This is a genomic window from Microbacterium hominis (assembly GCF_013282805.1).
GTDB classification, from domain to species: domain Bacteria; phylum Actinomycetota; class Actinomycetes; order Actinomycetales; family Microbacteriaceae; genus Microbacterium; species Microbacterium hominis_B.
Map to the genome: position 1 here is coordinate 108,470 of NZ_CP054038.1, position 21,406 is coordinate 129,875.

Here is a 21,406-nt window from a genome sequence, read left to right on the forward strand (position 1 = left end):
CCATGCCGGTGAGCGTCGCGCCGACCGGGGTGGCGCTCACCGGCAATACCGGTGGCTCCGAGAGTGAATATCGACTGGCGCTCAACCGCAATAATCAGTGGCGCTCACGACTCCAAATACTCAGTCTGGGCGAACAGGCCCCGCTGGCGAGCCCCACCCCGGGGATGCGACCGCTCCTAGTGCTCGTCAACTACCTTCACGCGAAACGTCAGATATCCGTGTCCGAGGTACGCACCAGTCTCGTCGTGGCCGACCGGCAACTCGCCGTCGGCAGTGAACTGGCCGAGGAGCGCGCCTTGGTCGCTTGCGAGCTCATCGCCGACCGCAAAGCCGCCGTCCGGATTCGTGTGAAACCACCCGCTCCCTTCGACGAACTCCAGTGCGGTGCTTTCGCGTGTGAAGATCGTCGCGCCATCCCATACCTCGGTCGCATTCTTCGCGCTTAGAATGACCCCGATTACGTGTTCGTTCGATCCAGAGTTTGTGATGAACCGAGCCCGAAGTCCATGCACGGTTGCGACTGGACTCGCCAGATTGTCGGCCACGTTGTTCGCAACCCAGGCGTACACGACGTACTCAAGACCCGTCTCGCCGCGTAGCACCTCTCCGTATGTTTCGTTGGATGCTTCCGCCTGCCGAACCTGCACGAAGTTCCTTTCGTCCCCGTGCGCTGGGTTGTCCGTTATTGAGTTCAAGACGACGTAGATCGACGGACGTGCCGACGTAAAGAGATCCCGCTCTGGCCCCCATCCGCCAGCATACGAGCCAGATGGTGCGCTCGAATCTGGTGGTTGGGCCGGTGGGTCCGCGGTGGGAGTCCCTGGGATCGTCACCGCGTCACGAATCGCATCAAGAGTGTCGCCTTGATCGACTAGTTCGGCCCGTTCAGCGTTAGAGGCCTCGTCCTGGCTGGCGGCAATCGTTGCATCGTGAGCCATGCTCGCCCAAGCAGTGGCAACCGCGACAATGATGGCAAGCGCAGCCCACGCCTCGGCCGACGGACGATTCTTCTTCTCGTTCCACCCCCATCTCAAGCCGCGGCGAAGCCGTCGCCGTGAATTCGGAGCGTCGGCCGAATCACGTTCGTCAACTGCATTCTCGACCACATCGGGTTGGTCCGACCGGAGCGTGTGCGAATCCGTTTTTGCTCCGAGGGCGATGGCCTCCGACAGCGACAGGTCGTCCCCGCCAGACTGGCTATCCCCACTAGCCGGAGGTTCCGGAGACTTGTTCATGCCTGGAATCTAGCTGACCTCGACGCGGCTGACTCGCGTGCAAACGCTGACTGACACGACGTTTGCCCCAGTGGCGGCGGCGGGCTCGTCTCGCGCATCACCACCCTCGGATCGGTCATTCTGACCGCCGGGTTCCTCACGCTCTCGGCTCCGGACCTCGAGGTGACCAACGTCGCATCGATCGCCCCGGAGATCCTCGCCCCCGTTTCGCCGGGGCCATCGTCGTCATCACGGGGACCTTCGCTCCACTGTTCCCCATCGCGGGGCCGTCGCAATCGTCGGCGGTATCTCGTACTGAGTGTGAGGACAGTTCGCAGAAACACGACAGTGACCGGCAACCCGGCCAACCCCGCGATACCCAAAGCCGTGCGCTCGATGGCGCCTCCGACGATCATTGGGGTAAGCCGTGCGCGCAAGCTCCCTCCAGCGCGCATCGCCCGCAAGAGGATCCGGCGGATTCGGCCGCGGCTCAGGCGATACGGAGGGCCGATTCCCAGACCCGCTCGTATTGCGCCACGTACTCGGTGGCGGCACGCCAGTGCGCACCGTGGCCGTCGAGGTACATGGTCGCCCACGGCTGACGCCCCGTGAGATGAGCACTACGGAGGAGATCGTGCATCGCCTCGGTCCGCTCCGCCATCGTCCGAGGCAGCGCTTCGCGAAGGGCCCGATCAGCGCCGTACCCGTCGACGAGTGCGGCGAGACGATCGGCTGCGATCGTCGGCGACTCGGTGACATCGTTCAGGGTGAAGGCTTGAGCGGCGTACGCGAGGTCCCACAGTCGGGTGCTCGGCCCGGCGCCGTCCCAGTCGATGAACACCCACCGATCCCCGACGATCAGGTTCCACGGTGCGAGGTCGTTGTGGCAGATCAGGTCGGCATCCCGCGCAGGGATGAGGACATCCCACCGATCCGACGGCGACCCTCCCCCTTCGGCCGCGTCATGGATCGTACGGATCAGATGACCGACCCGTCGGAGATCGGAATCGCGCAACGGCAACAACTCCTCGGCCAGCCGCCCGGGAACGAACTCGATAATCTGCCGCCCGGAGCCATCCCGGCCCAACGTCCGCGGTACGTCGACCCCGCGGCCGGCGAGCACGTCGACGAAGTCGGCGACCTGCCGGGAAGCGGACGTCCACGGCTTGCGCACCGTATCCCCGACGCGCACCACCTCCGCTGCGGCGTTTCCGCCCTCAAGTGGAAGCTCACGATCAGTCACCGAACCACGGTATCGAGGCGGCTGGACCGACCTCGTCACTCAGAGAGCTCCTGCGGCTCAGGTGCTCAAGCGAGCGCCTGGCGAGGCTCCGCGCTCGGGCATTGAGCGAATGAGCGAGTGAGCTTCGGACGCGCCGAAGCTAGGCGAACATCTGGCGCAGTACGTCGAGGTCGCCCGCGTCAAGCGCCCGCTGTATCTCGTCCGCGTCCGCAGGATTGGGGAACAGCGCGGACAGTTCGTTTGCGAAGATCGATCGAAGTGAGTCGATGTCGCCCGCCGCAGCTGCGGTACTCATCGCCTCGATGGCGAGCTGGTAGGGAATCTGCTGGTACCCGGCAGGGGCGCCGGCGGGGTTGAAGTATGGCACCCACGGAATCGAACTGTCTGGGCTGAGCAAGAGCACTTCGTCGGGCTGAATCGTCCGAGTGTGGTTGAGCTCCGTGATCGCGCCGGGGTTGTCGATACAGAATCGCTCCGCGATCGCGAACACTGCGTCGCCCGTTGCGACCGTGTAGGTCACGACTCGACCGCTGTCATCTTTGCCAACGGCGCCCGCCGCGAACTCGCGCTCACCGGTATCGACGAGGTCCCCCGTGACGCTCGCGCTGTTCCCGCCGAGATTGATCCTGGCGTGGTTTGCGGGGCATTCGACTTCGTCAGTCTCAACGTTGTCTAGCGCGGTGCTCGCCGCGGTTGCGGGGGTCGCTTCCTGGGCGGTCGGACTGGCAGTGCATCCAGCGAGTGCGGCAATGGCAATGACCAGGACGGGAAGGGTCGTGGCGGATTTTCCGGCGGGCGGCATGGCGATAGTCTGCTCCATCAGGCCGCCGCGCCACGCTCCCGTTGCCGCAAATCACGTCTCGACGCAACGGCGACTCGCGAAAAGGCCGGGGCGGCGCCCGACAGCCCCCGCATTCGAGCAACGCCCGCATGGGGATCCACTCAGTCTCGGCCGTTCTCGATCTGATCGCGCCTACAACCCCGAACAAGGAGCCGTCTCGACTTACGACGTTGTAAAGACAGAGTAGGGTTGGGGCGTCAGTATCGAAATCGAGAAGATGGATGATTCATGGCTGCGACCCTCCACGACGTTGCCCAGCTTGCTGGGGTGTCCATCAAGACCGTCTCGAATGTTGTGAATGACTATCCGCACGTGCGGACAGCTACGCGTGAGCGCGTTCAAGCCGCGATCGCTCAACTCGGATACCAGCCGAACCTCTCCGCTCGGACTCTTCGCTCCGGTCGGAGCGGGGTGATCGGCCTCGTGTTGCCCGAGTTGAGTCTCAGTTACTTTGCCGAACTTGCCGACGCCGTCATTGCGCAGGCGGAGCTCCACGGTCTGGTTGTCATCATCGAGCGCACCGGCGCGGACCGAGCCAGGGAGCTTGCCGTGTTGTCGAGCCCCCGGATGCGGATGACAGACGGCGTCATATTCAGCCCGCTGGGAATGGGGCAGGCGGATGCTCACTTTCTCGAGGTCGACTTCCCGCTGGTGCTGCTCGGAGAGCGGATCTTCGGTGGGCCCGTGGACCACGTCACGATGCGGAATATCGAGGCCGCCCGCGCTGCGACCGAGTTCCTCCTGGGGTCTGGCCGCCAGCGAGTCGCCCTGATCGGCGCTCATCCTGACGAGGATCTCGGATCTGCCGCGCTGCGCCTCGAAGGCTATAAAGAGGCACTGGCATCGGCCGGGGTTGCGTACGACCCTGAGTTGGTGCGGTCGACGACCCTTTGGCACCGGGCGAACGGCGCGGCCGCTACCCGCGAGTTGATCGACAGCGGCGTCGACTTCGACGCCGTCTTCGGCTTGAATGACGCGCTGACCCTCGGCGTGATGCGCGTCCTCCAGGAGTCAGGGCGTCGGATCCCTGAAGATGTCGCTGTGATCGGGTTCGACAACATCGAGGAGGCTGAGTACGCAGTTCCGAGCCTGACGACGATCGATCCGGGTCGTGAGCTGATCGCGCAGCGGGCAGTCGATCTTCTGGTGCAGCAAATTGGCTCCGGCGCGCAGCGGCCTGAGCACCCGACCGCTGAGACTGTCGGCTTCGAGGTCATAGTGCGAGAGTCCGCCCCTGCCTGATGGGGCGGTAGCCCGCCCGCGCGTGAGGTGACGCGAGTGGGCGCGGTGCCGGAACGCGCCACGCCCACTCGCGTCAGCCCCTCCTACTGGATGCCCTCCTTCACGAGGCGCCATTGCTGGCATAGCCCGCTCGTCGGGCCCCACTGCTGAGCAACCGCACCGTCTGCGGTCGAGCAAGAGTCGATCTCCAGGTACTTACCGCTGTTCGCGTTGGTGATCGTCCAGAAGCCACTACTGTTCGGGACAAGGTTCCAACGTTGCGTCGCATGCCCTGTCGGGCCCCACTGCACAGCGTCGGTCCCGTCAGCAGTCGACGCGCTCGGGATCTCGAGGAGCTTTCCACTGTTCTTGTTGGCGAGCGTGAAAGCGCCCCCTGCTGCAGACTCGACCTTCCATATCTGAGTGGGGTTGCCAGTGGGGCCCCACTGGCCGGCGGCGGCCCCATCAGTGGTCGCAGCTGAGAGGATCTCGAGCATCTTGCCGCTATTCCGGTTGACGAGACGGAACTCCGGAGCGGGTGTCGTAGATGACGGGAAGACCTGGATCTGGTCCAATTCGGCGTAAGTGCCCGAGTAGGCGAATCTGATCGTGTTGTTCCCAGCGTTCAGCGAGAGATTCCTCTGCGCCCACAGGTAGCGACCCCAGTCAGCCGTTCGGGGATAGCTGATCGACGTGGACGTCCCTCCGTTGACGGACACGGAATGGCTACTTGTTGCCGTCGTACCGTTCGCGTAGCGGACGTTCATCGTGTACGTTCCTGCGGTCGGCACCTTCACCGTGAAGGTGACCGTGCTGTCTGAGAAGTTGATATTGCCGACCTTCGATCCATTCAACGCGTCACCATGCGTGACGATCGACGTGTTGACCCGAGCGGCATTCTCAGCCTCGTAGGCGGTGGCGTTGAGCGGTACCGTGCCCACGCGGATGTCGTTGTAGAGGTAGCCGGGTCGGTAGTTGTCGACGTTTGTGGCCTGATAGAGCGTTCGACCATCGGGGCTGTAGTCGATGCCTTGCGCGAAGCCGGTGATAGAGCTCTGACCGTTGAAGGTCACTGCGAACGGAAGCCGCTCCCAGGGCCCAACTCCGAGGTTGTAGTTGACGAAGAAGTTCTGCCCGCTGTCCAGGTTCCCGGCGGCATCGAGCCCCCACTTCGAAGCGACGACGACCATCCCCTTCGGGCCGCCCGTTGGCACCCAGGTGACCGTAGGCGAGGATCCGATTCCTCGTCCGTCAACGAGCTCGACGGGGGTGCCGAGGCTAGTGGTCGTGCCCCAGTTCAGCCCGTCCGGCGACTTCTTGTAAAACACTGGCGACGCGTTGGAGAACGCGTAACCGGAGGCGTTCACGACCTCGTAGGTAGCGAGGTAGGTGTTGTCCGGCAGCTTGGCGACTGTGATCATGCCCGGTCGGTGTTGATTGTCGGTCGGAGCGGACACGTTCGACAGCGCACCCCACGTCTGCCCACCGTCGGTCGAGCGACGGTAGGAGACTGCCTGCAACACGTCGTTGGCCTTCTGTCGCTCGTCCGAGAAGTAGGCAGTGAGCCCGCCGCCTCCGTCCACGATAAGAGTGGGCTCCCAGACTGTCGTTGTGGTTGAGGTGGAGGACGGGTCATATACGGCGGGGCCGCCGGTGTCGATCGTGCTGAGGTAGCTCCAGCTAGCGCCCTGGTTGCTGCTCTTGTACACAACGAGTTTCGTAATGGATGACGGGTCGTCGCGATCAGCCGGCCGGATCTGGCCCGCCAGAAGGAGGGTTCCTGCGGCGAGCCCTCCAGTCGCCTGCGGCAACTCATAGAGGAACGGCTGGGCAAGCCGATCGAGCTGAGTCAGGTCCTCCTGGCCCGGGATGCCCGGAAACTGCAACCCCGGATTGACCGCCGAGATCTTGGCCCAGGTGGTTCCGTTGTCGGTGCTGCGGAAGATCGGCCACTCCTGGTGGCACGGCAGGCTCGGAGTGGCGAGACATGCCTGAGTGTCGGTCGTCGGGTTGGAGCTGGGACTGGAGTCCTTGATGAGCCTTCCATCATCGAAGGTCACGATCAGAGTGCCGTTGGCCGATCCACTGTGCTTCAGCGCCACGATTTTCGCGTATGCGGTGCCGGTGGCGTCCCCGCCTTCGTCATTGAACGAGGAACCATCCGGCGGCGCGTAGACGAGGGAGCCGTTCCCGGTTGTCACCGCGTAGGCAGCAGGTGTGCCCGCGAGCACTGAGCAGGTCAGCGCGATTGTGGCGGCCAGAGCGAGTGTTGCTCCCCGACGGCGGCGGCCAGATTCTGTGTGTCGCATCGTTGCGTCCTTCTAGCTGGGGACGATGCAGCGTTTCTACATCGTTGTAAGTGATGGTTGCACAACGATGTAAATCGGGTCAATGGGCCGCGACGGATCAGCGGTCGCGCGTCGCGAAGCGGTGGAATGCCTCGGCAACCGGGGTCTTCGTACGCCGCAGCGTGCCGTCAGGTTGCTCGTCGAGCGCCCACAGCCCCATCGTCAACAGGTAGTTCATCGCCGCCTGGTCGCCGGTGCGGTAGCTCCACTCGATCATGTCGGTGATGCACCACCAGGTGTAGCCGACAACGTCGACGCCCTGCGACCGGAGCTGGTCAACGGCCTCCACTGACTCTGTCATCCAAGCGATTCGTTCGTCGACTGTTCCGGTGTAGCTCGTCTCAGTAAGGAAGACGGGCTTGCCGTATCGTTCGGCGAACAACCTCAGGACGTCCTTCATCCCTTCGGTGCCGGCGTTGAGCCGGGGGCGCAGGTCTCGGGGACCGCCGGTCCGCGTCACGCCGCGCTCGAAGAGCTCTGTCGAGTGCTGCGGGTAATAGTTGACACCTATGACATCGGGTTGCGCGGTGTGGGTGCGCGCCCAGGCGAGGTCGTCGTCGCTGAATCCATGTCCTCTCAGGTAGGGGGCCAGCGCGTGGTCGTCTCCGACCCGCCCCATGACGAGATCCTGGATGAGGAATCGCCGGTGGCGCAGGTGCTCATGCGTTTCGTGGTGGGCATCGAGGTCCCCGCCGAACCGGAAGGATGCCTCTACGTGCATGAAGTCCGCCGACTCGTCAACCTCGGCGATCGCGTTCTGGGCCGTCACGATGCCGCGTGTGATACCGCGGAGGACAGCGACGAAGCCCTGGTCGCCGGTGCGGTACGGGGGCCACTGGCCGAACTCGCCGCAATACATCACATTGAGTAGTGGCTCGTTGAGCGGCGTGTAGTGCCGGATGCGGCCTCGGTAGCGCTCGGCGACTTCGGCAGCGTACTCGGCGACGCGTTGCGGATAGTCAGGGTTCACGAATTGGTCGTCGAGCCAGAGCGGCGTGCCGTAGTGCATGAGGTCTGTGACGAGCTCAAGGCCGAGCTCGTCGAAATGGTCGATCACTCGGTCGAGCCACTCCCAGTCCCACGTGCCCGCCTGTGGCTGTATGCGGTACCACGGGATGCCCCAGCGAACCATCTCGCTTCCCGACTCGGCGCAGTAGTCGAGATCCTCTCGCCAGAAGCGGTAGTGCTGCATGAGCTCGTACTCGTCGAGTGCGCGTTCTCCTGGCTCCGTCTGGGGAATGAAGGTGTCCTCCACTCCCACCGCGAATCGGAGGCGTCCGTCTTCGAACCAGCGCATGTATCGTCCTTCGGTCGTGATGAATGTGAGTGGCTTGAGCCGGACACCGGGCAGGGTCGAGCCCGCGCTCCGCAGGCAGCGGCGCGCGGGCCCGGTCACGGTAGCCGGTGGTTTAGCCGGCGAGGGCGGCTTCGATCTCCTGTTGTGCGGAGGTCAGCAGAGAGGCGACGTCGCCCCCGGCGAGGGCCTTCTGCGTTGCCGTGTCCATTGCGGTGAGCACGTCGGTCGAGGGAATCACTCCGGGCAGGAGCGCTGCGCCATATTGCGATTGATCGGTGAGCGCGGCGACGACCTCGTTCTCCGCCACGTCCGCAGGCGTGACCTCGGTGGTCAGCGGCGGCCAGCCGGACGCCAGCGACCAGGTCACCATGTTCTCCTTCTGGTAGAACCACGTGAGGAACTCCTGAATCGCGGCACGCTCGGCATCGGTGGCCTGCGAGGTGACGCTCAGGTCGACCGCCAGAGCCGACGCCTTGATGCCATCCGGACCGGCGGGGAGCGGGGCAATCCCGAAATCGATGCCCGCCGACTCTGACACTGTGGCCATCCAAGGCCCGGCGAGGGTCATGGCCACTTGGCCAGCACTGAACAAGCCATCGGCGTCGGCGCCCGCCAGCCCGGTCGGAGAGAATCCACCCGCGGCCAGCGCGTCCTGCCAATACTTCAGGGTCTCGACATTCTCCGGCGAGTCGATCACTGCGGCACCATCGGCGGTCACGACGTCTCCGCCACCGCTCTTGAACAGCGACGGCCAGACACCGTTCCCGACCGTGCCGTGGTCTTGCAGGGCGAGGCCGTACTGCTCGGGGCTCCCATCGCCGTTCTCATCGATCGTGAGTGCGTTCGCGGCATCCACCCATTCGTCCCACGTCGTTGGCACGTCGACACCGGCCGTCTCGAACATCGCCGCGTTGTAGAACATCGTGAGCGGAGTGAAGCTCAACGGAGCGGCATAGTGCGCGCCCTCCACGATGCCGGTTGCCACGGCCCCCTCGTTGAGCACGTCGGCGCCACTTCCAGCAGTCGAGTACCACTCGTCGAGATCGTGCAGCGCCCCCTTTGACGCCCAGACCGGCACGTTCTCCGCCGGAAGGGCAACGAGCTCGGGGCCAGTGTTGGAGCTGAGTGCCGGAAGAGCAGTGTCCAGCAGCGTGGCCCACGGCTTGATCGACGGCGTGATCTCTATGCCGTCCTGGGACGCGTTGAACTCCTCGACGAGATCGTTCAGCACCTCGCCGTCGGCCTCCGTGTATCCGTGCCAGAACTCAATTTGGATCGGGCCTTCTGAGTTCGCGGTGCCGGCGGCGCAGCCCGATGCCGCGAGCGCGACCGCGCTCAGGAGGGCGGCGGCCGTCATTGTCTTCTTCATTGGTGCGGGACCTCCACAAGTCGACTTCGGTGTCGAAGGGAAGGCGAGACACCTGCTCGCTTCCCCATTCTCTACAACGTTGTAAGGGCGTCGTGCTCACATCATGGATCGCCAGCACCGAAATGTCAAATAGTCACCGCGGCAATCACGCGTTCCTCAACTTGACGCAGCGACCGCCCTCACCCTAGGTTCATTTACAACGTTGCAGAAGCGGTAAGAAACCGCGGAAGAGAGAGACAGCGATGACGCTGACCAGCACACAGCGATTCCGGCCGCCGCCCCAGATCGGCGGCCGCGGCCCGCTGCGCGGGCGGGCGAAGCGGTGGATCACGATTGTCGCGTTCCTGTTGCCGGCGATGACCGTCCTCATCGCCTTCGTGTTCTGGCCGATGCTCGCCGCTCTCCGGCTGTCCTTCACCGACGCCAGTGGCTTCGGGGTTGAGGAATGGGTTGGATTCGACAACTACGCCGCGGTATTCACCGAACCCAACATCCTCCGCGCGATGGGGAACACCGCCCTCTACACGGTCATCTTCACACCGATCGTCGTGGTTCTCGCGCTGCTGCTCGCGCTCGCGCTCAACAGTCCGCGACTCCCCCTCCGCGGCACATTTCGGACAGCCCTGTTCCTGCCTTTCATCGTGTCTCTTGCTGTCGCGGCGTTCGCATGGCAGTACCTCCTGGACCCCCAGGTCGGGCTGCTCAACTTCTGGCTGCAGTCGTTCGGCATCCGCATTGGCGACGTCCTGCAGGACCCCGCACTCGCGATGCCAACGGTTGTGATGATCGCAGTCTGGAAGAACTTTCCGTTCTACATGATCGTCTTCCTTGCGGGCTTGCAGGAGATCCCGCAGAGCCTGTACGAGGCGGCGAAGGTCGACGGCGCGGGACCGCTCGCACGATTCCGCAACGTCACCCTGCCCCTTCTGGGCAATACGACAGGGTTCGTACTTGTGATCGCCACCATCGCCGCACTGCAGGCCTTCGACCAGATCTACATACTCACGGGAGGCGGGCCCTATCAGAGCACGCAAACAGTGGTGATGCAGATCTACAAGTCGGGCTTCAAGGACCTCGAGCTCGGGTTCGCCTCGGCGCTGTCCTATGTGTTGCTCGTCGCCACACTGCTGCTGAGCTTGGCGCAGTTTGCGATCACGGCCCGCAGCGCGAAGGACGCCGGGTGAACATGACTACGTGCACTCGCCGCCGCTTCATCGGGCGGCTCACAAACTGGCTGTTCTTCGCCGCGCTGCTGCTGGTCGCGCTCCTCATCGTGCTGCCGATCGCGATCATCGTGTTCACTGCCTTCAAGCCAGTTACCGAAGTCAACGCTTTTCCGCCGACCCTCGTACCTGGCACCTGGACGCTCGACAACTTCACGAGGATCTTCACCGATCTGCCGTTCGCCAGACTCATCCTCAACAGCTTCGTCTTCGCCGGAGGGGTGACCCTCTTCGCGCTCACATTCGACTCGCTCGCGGCGTACGTTCTGGCGCGGATCGACTTCCGAGGAAGCAACCTCCTGTTGATCGCGATCATCGCGAGCCTCATGGTCCCCTTCCAGGCCACCCTGATCCCCGTTTACCAGCTCGTCGCGGATCTTGGCTGGATCAATTCCTATACCGGTCTCATCGCTCCGCGAGCTGCCGACGCCTTCGGCATCTTCTTCCTTCGCCAGTTCTTCCTGTCACTCCCGCGCGACCTTGACAACGCCGCGCGCATCGACGGGGCATCAGAGTTCCGGATCTTCCGCAGCATCGTCCTACCCAATGCCGTCCCCGCGCTTGTGACGCTCGGCATATACACGTTCATCAACAACTGGAACGACCTGCTCTGGCCGCTCGTGTTCACGACGGATCAGCAGATGGGCACGATCACATCGGGACTCACGCTGTTGACCGGCCCCGACGGCATCATTCCCTACGGCGTCATGATGGCCGGCTCCCTGATCGCATTGGCGCCCCTCGCCGTCCTCTTCCTACTGCTGCAAAAGCGCTTCATCCAGAGCGTCGCGAGCACCGGACTCAAATGAACACGACTCCTCTGAGACGAAAGGCTGCAATGGCCAACGCACGACTTCTGTTCGACACCCGCTTGCCGGTCGGACCCGTCAACCGACGACTGTTCGGCTCGTTCGTGGAGCACCTTGGCCGGGCCATCTACGACGGGATCTACGAGCCGACACACCCGACCGCGGATGCGGACGGGTTTCGGGAAGACGTCCGTGAACTCGTCCGTGAACTCGGTGTAAGCGCCATCCGCTACCCAGGCGGCAACTTCGTGTCCGGGTTCCGATGGGAAGACAGCGTTGGCTCTCGTGAGGATCGTCCAACGCGGATCGATTTGGCGTGGCACTCCACCGAAACGAACGAGATCGGTCTCCACGAGTTCCACAGCTGGCTCGAGTCCATCGGCAGCGAGCTCGTCCTCGCAGTGAATCTCGGTACCCGCGGCACTCTCGAGGCGCTCGATCTCCTCGAATACGCGAACCTTCCCGCTGGCAGCCGCCGCACCGACGAGCGCATGCGCAACGGACGGACGGACCCCTTCAAGGTCTCGATGTGGTGCCTTGGCAACGAAATGGACGGGCCGTGGCAGCTCGGGCATCGCTCCGCCGAAGACTACGGCAAGCTCGCCGCACAGACCGCCCGGGCGATGCGGATGTTCGATCCCGCCCTCGAACTAGTCGTATGCGGGTCGTCGAGCCGGCACATGCCGACGTTCGGCGAGTGGGAGCGAGTCGTGCTCACACACACTTACGACGACGTTGATTTCATCTCCTGCCACGCCTACTACGAGGAGAAAGGCGGAGACGCGGCAAGCTTCCTCGCCTCCGCGGTCGACATGGACGCCTTCATCGACCAAGTGGTCGCCACCGTCGAGCATGTGAAGGCACTTAAGCGCAGCGACCACGTCGTGAACATCTCGTTCGACGAGTGGAACGTCTGGTACAACGAGCGATTCGAGAAGGTCGACAAGCTCACCGGCGTCGACAACTGGCCCGTCGCACCCCGGCTTCTCGAGGACGGGTACACCGTGCTCGATGCCGTCGTCGTCGGCAACCTGCTCATCTCGCTCCTCCGGCACGCAGACCGAGTCACGAGCGCCTCCCTCGCACAGTTGGTCAACGTGATCGCACCGATCATGACCGAGCCCGGCGGCATCGCGTGGAGACAGACCACGTTCTTCCCGTTCGCACTCACCTCCGCGCTCGCTATCGGAGAAGCCCTCACGACAAGCGTGGAGAGCGACACGTACGACACCACGGCCTATGGGCCGGTGCCCACGATCGACGCGGTGACGACCCACGACCCCGCGACAGGTACCGTCGCGATCTTCGTCGTCAACCGGTCGCTAACCGAGACGACTGCGCTCCAGTTCGACCTCGGGGCGCTTTCCAACGCGGCAACAGGAACGGCGCAGACGCTATCCGACGAGGACATCTACGCCGTCAACACGCTAGAGAATCCCAACCGGGTATCCATGCGCGACAACGACTCGCTCATCCTCGATGACGGCGTCGGCTCAGTCGAGCTCCCCCCTGTGTCATGGACGGTCATCTTGCTCGAAGACCCTGGCCGAGCAAAGACGATCCCGCCCCGCGGCAATCGACTGCACGCGTAGGTCCCCTGTCCGAACACCGCCCGTATAGGGATGCCGAGTCGACTGAGTGCCGCCCGGATGTCCGCACGAGCTCATCCGCATCGTTCCGACGCACCCCATCGTGCGGTCACGCGCCGGCGGTCCGGGCTGTGTTCGCGCGGATGTTGCGGCAACCTGGCCGGAGCGAGCAACTTCACGGCTGGGTGCCGACTTCCAAGCCGACAGTGTTTTCGACTGCTACTTCGAGCGCAGACAGGAGGGAGCTCGGTCCCTTAGCCACGTCCCTTGGATAGTCTCGTCCAATGGCAGCTTCCTCCCGCTCCCGCGAGGCCAGACGACGGGCGACAATCAAAGCCCGTGCCGCCACAGCGAGGTTGTCGGACGCGAAGAATGCAAACGATCGGGGCAGTGCGGTGCCGCCCACGGTGGCAGGGTATGAGGTCGCAGCAGAAGCGGCCCACGCACGGGTCGCGGAGGCGTTGCTCGCCCGCCACAATGCGCGAATGTTCAGCATCGAGTCGGTGCCGGATTCGTACAAGGACACGATCATGTCAGCGTTGGTGCCGCTGGTCTTCCTTACGGGCGCGATCGACGGGCTGAGCGGGAAGGAGATGCGGAGGCCGGGATCAATCGGGAGGTTGACCCTCCGGAAGTTCATCTCGGGAATCGACAGCGTAGTGGCGACAATGCGCCTTCTGCTGTGCGGACAGATCGCCGGCGCTGCGATTATCGCGCGAAACCAGATCGAGACCTGGACTGAGGCGCGCGCTGCTTTGACGGATACGACGAAGCAGCGAAGTGAATCTCACGCGGACTTCGTCGCGCGTACCTGGTCGCGCCCCATCAGTCGAAGCCATGCAAGCGCAGGGACGGCGAGCCGTGTATTCGACGATCCCGAACAGTACGTTTCGGTCGTTGAACCCGACGTCGAACACACGCACATCCGACTCAGCACGGGTGAGGAGCTTTGCCCGGCAGGAATCTGGGGTTTGCTCAGTGAGGTCCTGCACGGGAGGGAGGGCACAGCGGTCTCAGCTTGGGATGCCTATTGTCTTGACCCGGCTCAGCTCGGCGAGTCTGAAGCAGTGCTTGGGCTCGTTCTGGATGCATTGCGAGTGGGGATGTTCCAAATCCGTGGCGAAATTCGACTGCTCGCGATTGACGGAGACATACCCATGATTGATGAACTCCTGCGGCAGACCGCGGAGGAGTTCTCGGTGGCGGCCGACGACGACGGCGCCAACCCACCAGCCCCCGGCGCATTGCCGCCGTCGTCGCACTTCGTCTCTCCGCCTCTTTCGTTCATGGCCCCACTTTCGCCGGGCGAGGGGCTCTCCCCGGCGGCCGTGGGGCAGTTGGCCGACGCCGCGAAGGCCTTCGAGCTGGTCAAGCAAGGTCGTCGCCCCGCGGGTCGGCTCTACCGTGACGACGAGTTGATGACTACCGTTTTTGGCTGGCATCGTTTCCGCAGCGCTCGTGCGGCCCAGGAGGCGTTGGATATCGAAGAGCGACTCCTGCCCGATGAATTCGATGAACGCGTGCTGCAACACAGGTCGACCATCTGGGCGTTCGTGACGGAGGCGACCGCGCTGGTGGGGCTGTGGCAATCTCCCGGTCCTTCTAGAGACGCCGCCCTACTCGCGGCATCGACGTTGCGATCTGCGTGGTGGCTTTGGCTGGAGGACGACGACCGCGCAATGTCGATATTGCGGACGGTGCTCGAGCAGACGGCGCGGCTACGAGTCTGGCGGCTGAAGCCCGAAAAGGCCCTCAAGCTCGAAAGCCGCTCAACCCCTCGGGATTGGATCGAGGCGGCGGGCTGGAAGCGCCTCGCTCCGCTGAACTCGGCACTCGGCGAGTTTGCGCACGTAACATCACGTTCTGACTGGAATGCGGCACGGCTAGTACTTACCGACATCCAGGACTCGCCAGAGCGGGACGATGCTCCTTTCACGGCACGGCGTTCGTCTCTTGAACTAGTCACATCGCTCCTGGCCATTGAGGTGTGTGAACAGAATCAAGCGCTGAGTCCCAGCATCGCGGACGCCCTCCGAGAACTGTTTCACGAGGTGGGCGCGTTCCCGCAAGATGAGGCCCGATTTGTTGAGGATCGACTCCGAGCCATCCATGCCTATCAGACGAGGTCCACCGATCAGGGTTCGAAGAGCTGAGTAGTCGGCTGCCGCTGCGCGAGCAGATGGCCATTTGGCTCGGCGTGTCGAGCCCGATCTGAGCATCCGTTGAAGGTGCGCCCATTGCCCGCAATGGGTTCGCAAGTTTGCGCCTCCGGTTCCTTCTCGTACGGCGCCGCTACCCAGCGGGGACTACTGCAGAACTTGCTGACCCCCTGAGCAGGCTTGCCCGAATCGCTGGCCAAGTCGCGCGCGCCACGGAACGTCAATCGGGCGCGGTATGGCCTGCACGCGGCCCTCGTCTCCCGCGCAGTGTCCGTTTGGGGATGGTTTGACGACGGGCCGGACGTCGTGGATATCCGGCACCCATCACCGCTGTCTTGAACCAGTCAGGAAGGCGAGCAGAAGTCAACGACTGGACCGTGAGCATCGTCGAGACTGTGCGCCAGGGCTGACGTGCTTGGTCATGTGCACGGGCCGACGCCTTCGAAGACCGTGCCGAGGTAAGTCTCGTCGCGTGCCGCTGTAGCGGCGAGGTAGTAGTCCGTGAAATGCTCGCACTGCCCGTTCGGAGCACTGATCGCTCTCGGGAAAGGTTGGAAGCCTCCCCCACCCCCGCCTCCACCACTGCCGGCACTGCCGCCACTGGTGCCTCGTGGCTGTGGGCCTTTGCCGGGAGGCGTCGTGTCGGGTCGTGTGGGAGGCCGCCGTGGCGGCGCCTTCCGGCGTGCCTCGACAAGCGGCGGGACGTAGGTAACTAGCGTGTCGTCGAGCCACACGTGGCCTTCGGCGTCAGTGATCCAGGTGTGCTCGGTCCGCATGCCCTGAGGGGTGACGGTTACCTCGACACGGGTGGTGTCGTGAGTGTTGGTGTCGAACCGAACCAGCAGTGAGTGTGTCTCGCTCGTCAGGACGCCGTCTCGGTCGAATGAGTGCGAGCCCTGTTCGGTGGTGAAGTGACTGGCATCCACCGATTCGGCGAACGATTCGAACAGGCCGCTGCCGTCCCGCTGATATGAATCGGCCTGACTTTCGTTCCTATCGCATTGCTTGTCCGGCAGGTGCCGGTTGGGCTGATTCCAGGTCATCGTAGTACGCGTCCTCGACCTCGATCGGGGTGCGCATGTCGAGCTCGCCGTGGAGGCGCTGGTTGTTCCACCACCACACCCATTCGAGGGTCGCGAGCTCGACCTGCTCGACGGTGCGCCACGGCCCGCGCTGGCGGATCAGCTCGGTCTTGTAGAGGTTGTTGACCGCCTCAGCCATCGCGTTGTCGTAGCTGTCGCCGACGGTCCCGGTGGAGGGGACGGCGCCGAGTTCGACTATCCGGTCGGTGTAGACCATCGCGGTGTAGTTCGACCCGTGGTCCGCGTGATGGATAAGCCCGTCGAGCCTGCCGCCTGCGCCCCACGCGGCCATGTCCAGCGCCTGCATCGGCAGGATCTCGGACCGCAGCGTGGCGGCGACGTTCCAGCCAACGATGCGGCGTGAGTAGACGTCGGTGACGAACGCGACGTAGGCGAACCCGGACCACGTCGCGACGTAGGTGACGTCGCAGACCCAGAGCCTTCGCGGCGCGGGCGCGGTGAAGCGACGGTTCACGAGATCACTCGGCAGGACCGTCGTCTTGTCAGCGCGGGTGGTGAACACCCGCTTCGACTTCAGGACGCCTCGGACGCCGGCCAGGCGCATGAGGCGTTCGGTCTGGTCGCGGCCGATGTCCCACCCTTGCCGGCGCATCAGCGCATGCATCTTCCGCCGCCCGTAGACGCCGTAGTTCTCTGCATGCAACCTGGCGACCTCCGGGACGAGAAGCTCGTCCTTCAGCTGCCGTGCCGACGGCGCACGGCCGACCGCGGCGCGGTAGCCGCGGGAGGTGAGGAACCCTTGAACTGCCGGCCGGAGGACGCGGCAGATGAGCTCGACCCCGAAACGATCCCGGTGCTCGTCGATGAACCGGATCATCTCGGTCAGGGGCGGTCGAGCTCCTTCGCGAAAAACACGCTCGCAGCCTTGAGAATCTCGTTCGCCTTCCGCAGCTCGGCGTTCTCCTTCTGCAGCTGCTTGATCTCCGCCGCGGCGTCGCTCGTAACCCCGGGCTTGGTGCCGGCGTCGACCTCGTACCGCCGCTGCCAGAGTCGCAGCGTCTCCGGGCTCATCCCGAGCAGCCCAGCCACATGCCGCACCGCGCTCATCAAGTTCGGGTGCTCCGGCCGCGCCTCCGCGAGCATCCTGAGCGCACGCTCACGCATCTCCGGCGAGTACTTCCTGTTCATCGAGTTCCATCCTTGCTTGAAGAACGGAACGAAAGTCAGGCCGATTCAATAAGACCATCGATGCGAGCCCTTCTCGGACTGATCCGGCCCATGAGGCGAGACCCAATCCCAGGCGTGCTCGATGACGAGGGTGCCATCAGGCGGCACGATAACTGACGTGTGGGATCCGTCCGGATACACAAGGGCACCGACCGACGAAAACGTGTAGTCCGGAGGGCCACCGAGGGTCAATGTCTGGGTGTGAATCTCACCGCTGTCCCACTTCACGTAGATGATGACCTGACGAATGCTGCCGTCATCGTTGTACGTGGCTTCACGCTGCTCCGTGTATCCCGTCGTCGACGTGGCGGCGAGGTATGACGTCTCGGTCATTGTGAACCGCCTCCGGCACCATGGTTTGCCGCGAGTGTAGCGACCAGGGGGGCTAGCCGACAGCCCCGGGTTGACTCATCCGAAGTTCAGCCGATCCTGACGACTCCTGGCTGGAAAGCACAGCGACCACCGCCGGATCTTCGCCACCTTACGTGACCGCTTAGCCCCGCCACGATGTCTGCTAGACCGTCCACGGGTGGATTGATCCCAGTGCGCGGAATGCTCCCGCCTTCGCGCGATGCCCGGATGGATCCGAGCGGAGTACGACGCGACCCGGTGGGACGCTGAGCAGATGGATGGAATACAGATTGGATACGCCAGGGTCTCGACGACTGATCAAGACCTCACCTCCCAGCGTGACGCGTTGCTGCGTATGGGAGTTCTCGATTCGAACATCTATGTCGATCATGGACTGACCGGCACCAACCGAGCCAGACCCGGGCTCCGCGAAGCTCTCGCCGCCGTTCGAGAGGGCGACACACTCGTCGTCACCAAGCTCGACCGGCTCGCCCGGTCCGTGAAAGACGCGCGGGACATCGCCGACGAACTGACGACGAAAGGTGTCGCGCTCAGCCTCGGTGGCAGCCGGTACGACCCCACCGACCCGGTGGGGAGGCTGTTGTTCAACGTGCTCGCGATGGTTGCGGAGTTCGAAAGGGACTTGATCAGCATGAGAACCAAGGAGGGGATGGCGGTCGCGAAGGCGAAGGGCAGACTGAAGGGTAAGCAGCCGAAGTTGTCGCTGACTCAGCGCAAGCTGCTGTTCGAGGTTCAAGACCGGGGTGAGTACACCCAGGCGGAGGTCGCGGAGCTGTTCAGCGTCTCCCGCGCCACCGTCTACCGGGAACTCCAGAAGCGCCGCAGGGCGTTCCTGTCCACCAGTGAGGCACACATCTTCTGACCAGAAACGGCTCCGCCAATCCTCCCGCAGAGCCGAGACCCTTGGCAATTCTTGCCAAGGGTCGTATCCTGACGGAATGGTCACGATGAACGTCTCGCTCCCCGACTCGCTCAAGCAATTCGTCGACGAGCAGGTCTCCGAGCGAGGCTTCGGCACTACCAGCGAGTACGTGCGCGAACTGATCCGATACGACCGCGACCGCTCCCTCCTCCGCGAACGCATCCTCGCGTCTGCGGACGCGGAGTTCTCCGAGACCATGGATGGTGCGTACTTCGAACGGCTCCGCGGTGCAATCCGCGCCGCCGGCGACGGCGCTACCGCCCAGTGACCAAGAAGTGGGTGCGGACCCGCGCCACCGCGGAGACGGAACTGCAGTCCGCGATCGCCTACTACTTGCACGAAGGTGCGCCGGATGCGGCGCTCGGCCTGGTGGACGAGTTCGAAGCGGCACTGGATGCCATCAGCAACCACCCCGCGATCGGATCCCCGCGGCTCGAGGTCGAGCTCGGCATCCCCGGCGTCCGAGTCTTCGCCCTGTGGACCTACCCGTACGTCATCATCTACTTCGACACACCTGAGTTCGTCGACGTCAGACACGTTCTCCACTCCAGTCGAGATATCCCCAACCGACTAGCCGAGTGACTGAACGCACACTCGCGCCCCTCAAACGAGCATTGCCCGCATGGGATCGCTCGACGGCTGGCCGCGAGGAGCCATCTCTCTCTGGCTACGATCTGCTCATGGGGAAAGCCGAAGCTGGGTGGTATGACGACGGGTCAGGTCGGCAACGGTGGTGGGACGGTGAGAGGTGGACCGAGCACTACGCCGACATGAGTGGCGACACCGTCGAGCTGCGCAGTTCGGCGACGGTGGTTCTACCTACTCAGCCGTCGGGGTGGTACGACGACGGTCGCGGACGAATGCGCTGGTGGGACGGATACCAGTGGACGAATCAGACCCACTTCAGCGGTGAGCACCACTCGTTTGCCAACATCACCGTCTCGGGCGCATGGATTCACTTCGGCGATCTCAGCCAGCCCGTGGCCGGGGTGATGGCGTCATTCGAGACCGCGGGAGACATCGGCGAGCGATCGACTCTCACCCGCGCGGCAGCGGGTGGTTTACTTTTCGGCCCCGCCGGGATGATCACCGGCGCGATGTTCAAGAAGAAGGTCGACCGGCGAGAGTTCTACATCTCGATCGACGGCCCTGAGCAGTACTGGGTCGCGCCGGTGAACCCGACTCTCGGTCTTCAGGCGCGCCAGTTCGTCGCGTGGGTGAACAGCGTCTCCCGGCACTACTTCCGGCGGTAGGCGTTCGCCCCTCTATTACGAGATACCAGCCCGAGGCGCGCGCCGCAGTGCCCGCGCGCCCCCTCTCACGTGCACTGCCCGCAGGAGGATCCGATCCAGCGGCTTGCGATCGCTGCGCACAGCGGGCACACACGGTGCGAGTCGGTCGTCGCTACTCAAAGAGCGCGGTGCGGCCCACTAGCATCTTGCTGACGTGAGCAGGGGCGACGGGATCGATTCGACGACGTGGGAGCAGACAGCGGGAGTCTCAGCACAGACAAAGGGATGGCCACCGCCGATAAGTCCCACCACGCCGTGAGTATCATGCGCGGCACAACCTGCTCTAACGGTTGGAACACGTCCGAGCGCTAGAAGGTGGGAAGAACCCCACGGCTGATCCGATGGATTCCTAGAACCAGGAGACTTGGGATGTCCGATGCGTCGAACGCAGACACAGGGCAGGAGGCACCGGTCGCCGCGGCGGCCGGCGGGACTGCTCAGTCGGGTGCCACCGCGCTGACGATCGCGACCCGGGCTGCGATCCCACTCGGTTACGCGGTCGTCGTCGCCGTGTTCGTGGCGTTGGGCATTCAGGGGGATCTGTTCGCCCGTCTGATCAGGAACGACCCAGGTGCCGTCGGCGCATCGTTCACCGTTGCGATCATCGCTGTTGTGGTTCCTCTCGTCGCGTTCGCGGTGACAGGCACATCCACACACACTGCTGCGCGCTGGATCCGCATCGCCGCCGACGTGTTGGGAGCTGTGCTCCTGGTGGTGGCGGCGGTGATCGCGGTGAAGGCAGGCGTCGAAAGCTATGGTCAACGGGAGCAGCCCAGTCTCAGCGTTCCAGCGGTGAGCCAGGACGCGCAGGAATTGGCGACAGTGCAGGTCTCGAGCAGCGCGCTCTCGCTTCGAACCGCCGACAGGATGCTGCTGCGTGTTGTGGCGTTCTCGGGCGACATCGGAGTGAACGATGCTCACGGCATCTGCCGCGACACGTCTCGACCCGAGCCTGATGTCGAGGGTGTGAAGCTGCTCTATTGGGGTGAGAGTGGCCCGACAGTGACCGGGTCCGCGACGGCATCCGCGTCAGTTCAGGTCGACACGGCCGAGTATCCATACGTGTGCGCGCTCGCAGTGCTCACCAACCAGGAGACGGACAGCGTCGAAGCCACTCGGCTGAGCTCGATACTCATTGACGTCACCGCTGCTGCGCAAGAGTAAGCACGAGGGCTCCCGTCGGAATGACCCCTCCGCTCCCATCGACGCCGCCCACGCTGGAGTCCCGGGCGCCCGC

Annotated in this window: 19 protein-coding genes, 2 pseudogenes and 1 other annotated feature; of the genes and pseudogenes, 11 read left to right on the forward strand and 10 right to left on the reverse strand. The window is 64.0% G+C overall.

What is annotated here, in order from left to right:
- Nucleotides 1-176: 176 nt before the first annotated feature.
- The 3 genes from HQM25_RS00500 to HQM25_RS00510 all read right to left on the reverse strand — a co-directional run bounded on the left by HQM25_RS00500 (nucleotide 177) and on the right by HQM25_RS00510 (nucleotide 3,277).
- Nucleotides 177-1,235, reverse strand: a complete 1,059-nt coding sequence (locus HQM25_RS00500; RefSeq protein ID WP_172988423.1) for a hypothetical protein — start codon at nucleotides 1,233-1,235, stop codon at nucleotides 177-179.
- Nucleotides 1,236-1,704: 469 nt separating this feature from the next.
- Complete coding sequence (locus tag HQM25_RS00505; protein ID WP_172988424.1) at nucleotides 1,705-2,457, reverse strand: phosphotransferase; 753 nt, start codon at nucleotides 2,455-2,457, stop codon at nucleotides 1,705-1,707.
- 139 nt (nucleotides 2,458-2,596) lie between these two features.
- Nucleotides 2,597-3,277 carry a LysM peptidoglycan-binding domain-containing protein gene (locus HQM25_RS00510; RefSeq protein ID WP_172988425.1) on the reverse strand — a complete coding sequence of 227 codons (681 nt, stop codon included), beginning with the start codon at nucleotides 3,275-3,277 and terminating at the stop codon, nucleotides 2,597-2,599.
- Nucleotides 3,278-3,526: 249 nt separating this feature from the next.
- Between HQM25_RS00510 and HQM25_RS00515 the strand changes: the two genes are divergently transcribed.
- The gene (locus tag HQM25_RS00515) at nucleotides 3,527-4,540 is read left to right on the forward strand and encodes a LacI family DNA-binding transcriptional regulator (RefSeq protein WP_172988426.1); all 1,014 of its coding nucleotides are present in this window, start codon (nucleotides 3,527-3,529) and stop codon (nucleotides 4,538-4,540) included.
- 83 nt (nucleotides 4,541-4,623) lie between these two features.
- Here HQM25_RS00515 and HQM25_RS00520 read toward each other — a convergent pair whose 3' ends face one another.
- The 3 genes from HQM25_RS00520 to HQM25_RS00530 form a co-directional block, all read right to left on the reverse strand.
- Nucleotides 4,624-6,828 carry an RICIN domain-containing protein gene (locus HQM25_RS00520; RefSeq protein WP_172988427.1) on the reverse strand — a complete coding sequence of 735 codons (2,205 nt, stop codon included), beginning with the start codon at nucleotides 6,826-6,828 and terminating at the stop codon, nucleotides 4,624-4,626.
- Between the two features lie 97 nt (nucleotides 6,829-6,925).
- Nucleotides 6,926-8,164 carry a family 1 glycosylhydrolase gene (locus tag HQM25_RS00525; RefSeq protein WP_172988428.1) on the reverse strand — a complete coding sequence of 413 codons (1,239 nt, stop codon included), beginning with the start codon at nucleotides 8,162-8,164 and terminating at the stop codon, nucleotides 6,926-6,928.
- Between the two features lie 112 nt (nucleotides 8,165-8,276).
- Nucleotides 8,277-9,521, reverse strand: a complete 1,245-nt coding sequence (locus tag HQM25_RS00530; protein WP_254359455.1) for an ABC transporter substrate-binding protein — start codon at nucleotides 9,519-9,521, stop codon at nucleotides 8,277-8,279.
- Nucleotides 9,522-9,775: 254 nt separating this feature from the next.
- Here HQM25_RS00530 and HQM25_RS00535 point away from each other — a divergent pair, with 254 nt between their 5' ends.
- The 4 genes from HQM25_RS00535 (at nucleotide 9,776) to HQM25_RS00550 (ending at nucleotide 15,307) form a co-directional block, all read left to right on the forward strand.
- The gene (locus HQM25_RS00535; protein WP_172988430.1) at nucleotides 9,776-10,717 is read left to right on the forward strand and encodes a carbohydrate ABC transporter permease; all 942 of its coding nucleotides are present in this window, start codon (nucleotides 9,776-9,778) and stop codon (nucleotides 10,715-10,717) included.
- Between the two features lie 2 nt (nucleotides 10,718-10,719).
- Nucleotides 10,720-11,565 carry a carbohydrate ABC transporter permease gene (locus HQM25_RS00540; protein WP_172991422.1) on the forward strand — a complete coding sequence of 282 codons (846 nt, stop codon included), beginning with the start codon at nucleotides 10,720-10,722 and terminating at the stop codon, nucleotides 11,563-11,565.
- A 29-nt stretch (nucleotides 11,566-11,594) separates the two neighbouring features.
- A complete protein-coding gene (gene arfA, locus HQM25_RS00545) occupies nucleotides 11,595-13,157 on the forward strand; it encodes an arabinosylfuranosidase ArfA (RefSeq protein WP_172988431.1) in 1,563 nt (520 codons plus the stop codon).
- A 482-nt stretch (nucleotides 13,158-13,639) separates the two neighbouring features.
- Nucleotides 13,640-15,307: a hypothetical protein gene (locus HQM25_RS00550; RefSeq protein WP_172988432.1), complete on the forward strand. Its 1,668-nt coding sequence runs from the start codon at nucleotides 13,640-13,642 to the stop codon at nucleotides 15,305-15,307.
- A gap of 425 nt (nucleotides 15,308-15,732) precedes the next feature.
- On the opposite strand, the gene HQM25_RS00555 is transcribed toward HQM25_RS00550, so the two are convergent.
- The 4 genes and pseudogenes from HQM25_RS00555 to HQM25_RS00565 form a co-directional block, all read right to left on the reverse strand.
- Nucleotides 15,733-16,356 (reverse strand): hypothetical protein, encoded by a 624-nt coding sequence (locus HQM25_RS00555; protein ID WP_172988433.1) that lies wholly within the window; start codon nucleotides 16,354-16,356, stop codon nucleotides 15,733-15,735.
- Entirely contained in the window at nucleotides 16,307-17,404 is a 1,098-nt protein-coding gene (locus HQM25_RS00560) for an IS3 family transposase (protein WP_254359695.1), read from the reverse strand. Before HQM25_RS00560 ends, HQM25_RS00555 begins: the two co-directional genes overlap by 50 nt.
- Nucleotides 17,169-17,272 (reverse strand) — a sequence feature (AL1L pseudoknot). It overlaps the preceding gene by 104 nt.
- Nucleotides 17,353-17,544 (reverse strand): annotated as a pseudogene (locus HQM25_RS17650) (transposase); the annotation flags it as partial. The pseudogene HQM25_RS17650 and the gene HQM25_RS00560, both read right to left, overlap by 52 nt.
- 45 nt (nucleotides 17,545-17,589) lie before the next feature.
- Nucleotides 17,590-17,916: a hypothetical protein gene (locus HQM25_RS00565; RefSeq protein WP_172988435.1), complete on the reverse strand. Its 327-nt coding sequence runs from the start codon at nucleotides 17,914-17,916 to the stop codon at nucleotides 17,590-17,592.
- A 292-nt stretch (nucleotides 17,917-18,208) separates the two neighbouring features.
- Between HQM25_RS00565 and HQM25_RS00570 the strand changes: the two genes are divergently transcribed.
- From HQM25_RS00570 to HQM25_RS00595, 6 genes and pseudogenes are all read left to right on the forward strand, one after another.
- Nucleotides 18,209-18,817: a recombinase family protein gene (locus HQM25_RS00570; protein ID WP_172991423.1), complete on the forward strand. Its 609-nt coding sequence runs from the start codon at nucleotides 18,209-18,211 to the stop codon at nucleotides 18,815-18,817.
- Between the two features lie 76 nt (nucleotides 18,818-18,893).
- Nucleotides 18,894-19,145 (forward strand): ribbon-helix-helix domain-containing protein, encoded by a 252-nt coding sequence (locus HQM25_RS00575; RefSeq protein WP_172988436.1) that lies wholly within the window; start codon nucleotides 18,894-18,896, stop codon nucleotides 19,143-19,145.
- Between the two features lie 11 nt (nucleotides 19,146-19,156).
- On the forward strand, nucleotides 19,157-19,459 hold the full coding sequence (locus HQM25_RS00580; protein WP_217275169.1) for a type II toxin-antitoxin system RelE/ParE family toxin: 303 nt from the start codon (nucleotides 19,157-19,159) through the stop codon (nucleotides 19,457-19,459).
- 98 nt (nucleotides 19,460-19,557) lie between these two features.
- A pseudogene (locus HQM25_RS17655) lies at nucleotides 19,558-19,635 on the forward strand (DUF2510 domain-containing protein); the annotation flags it as partial.
- Between the two features lie 12 nt (nucleotides 19,636-19,647).
- Nucleotides 19,648-20,130, forward strand: coding sequence for a DUF2510 domain-containing protein (locus HQM25_RS00590; protein WP_172991424.1), 483 nt, complete (start codon nucleotides 19,648-19,650; stop codon nucleotides 20,128-20,130).
- Between the two features lie 408 nt (nucleotides 20,131-20,538).
- The gene (locus tag HQM25_RS00595) at nucleotides 20,539-21,333 is read left to right on the forward strand and encodes a hypothetical protein (RefSeq protein WP_172988438.1); all 795 of its coding nucleotides are present in this window, start codon (nucleotides 20,539-20,541) and stop codon (nucleotides 21,331-21,333) included.
- Nucleotides 21,334-21,406 lie beyond the last annotated feature (73 nt).

Bases quoted from the DNA above. Each gene is read 5' to 3' on its own strand.
- HQM25_RS00525 (WP_172988428.1), bottom strand. From the start codon at position 8,164: ATGCGCTGGTTCGAAGACGGACGCCTCCGATTCGCGGTGGGAGTGGAG.
- HQM25_RS00510 (WP_172988425.1), bottom strand. From the start codon at position 3,277: ATGGAGCAGACTATCGCCATGCCGCCCGCCGGAAAATCCGCCACGACC.
- HQM25_RS00500 (WP_172988423.1), bottom strand. From the start codon at position 1,235: ATGAACAAGTCTCCGGAACCTCCGGCTAGTGGGGATAGCCAGTCTGGC.
- arfA (WP_172988431.1), top strand. From the start codon at position 11,595: ATGGCCAACGCACGACTTCTGTTCGACACCCGCTTGCCGGTCGGACCC.
- HQM25_RS00595 (WP_172988438.1), top strand. From the start codon at position 20,539: ATGTCCGATGCGTCGAACGCAGACACAGGGCAGGAGGCACCGGTCGCC.
- HQM25_RS00565 (WP_172988435.1), bottom strand. From the start codon at position 17,916: ATGACCGAGACGTCATACCTCGCCGCCACGTCGACGACGGGATACACG.
- HQM25_RS00530 (WP_254359455.1), bottom strand. From the start codon at position 9,521: ATGACGGCCGCCGCCCTCCTGAGCGCGGTCGCGCTCGCGGCATCGGGC.
- HQM25_RS00590 (WP_172991424.1), top strand. From the start codon at position 19,648: ATGAGTGGCGACACCGTCGAGCTGCGCAGTTCGGCGACGGTGGTTCTA.
- HQM25_RS00535 (WP_172988430.1), top strand. From the start codon at position 9,776: ATGACGCTGACCAGCACACAGCGATTCCGGCCGCCGCCCCAGATCGGC.
- HQM25_RS00550 (WP_172988432.1), top strand. From the start codon at position 13,640: ATGTTCAGCATCGAGTCGGTGCCGGATTCGTACAAGGACACGATCATG.
- HQM25_RS00575 (WP_172988436.1), top strand. From the start codon at position 18,894: ATGGTCACGATGAACGTCTCGCTCCCCGACTCGCTCAAGCAATTCGTC.
- HQM25_RS00555 (WP_172988433.1), bottom strand. From the start codon at position 16,356: ATGACCTGGAATCAGCCCAACCGGCACCTGCCGGACAAGCAATGCGAT.
- HQM25_RS00520 (WP_172988427.1), bottom strand. From the start codon at position 6,828: ATGCGACACACAGAATCTGGCCGCCGCCGTCGGGGAGCAACACTCGCT.
- HQM25_RS00515 (WP_172988426.1), top strand. From the start codon at position 3,527: ATGGCTGCGACCCTCCACGACGTTGCCCAGCTTGCTGGGGTGTCCATC.
- HQM25_RS00540 (WP_172991422.1), top strand. From the start codon at position 10,720: ATGACTACGTGCACTCGCCGCCGCTTCATCGGGCGGCTCACAAACTGG.
- HQM25_RS00570 (WP_172991423.1), top strand. From the start codon at position 18,209: ATGGATGGAATACAGATTGGATACGCCAGGGTCTCGACGACTGATCAA.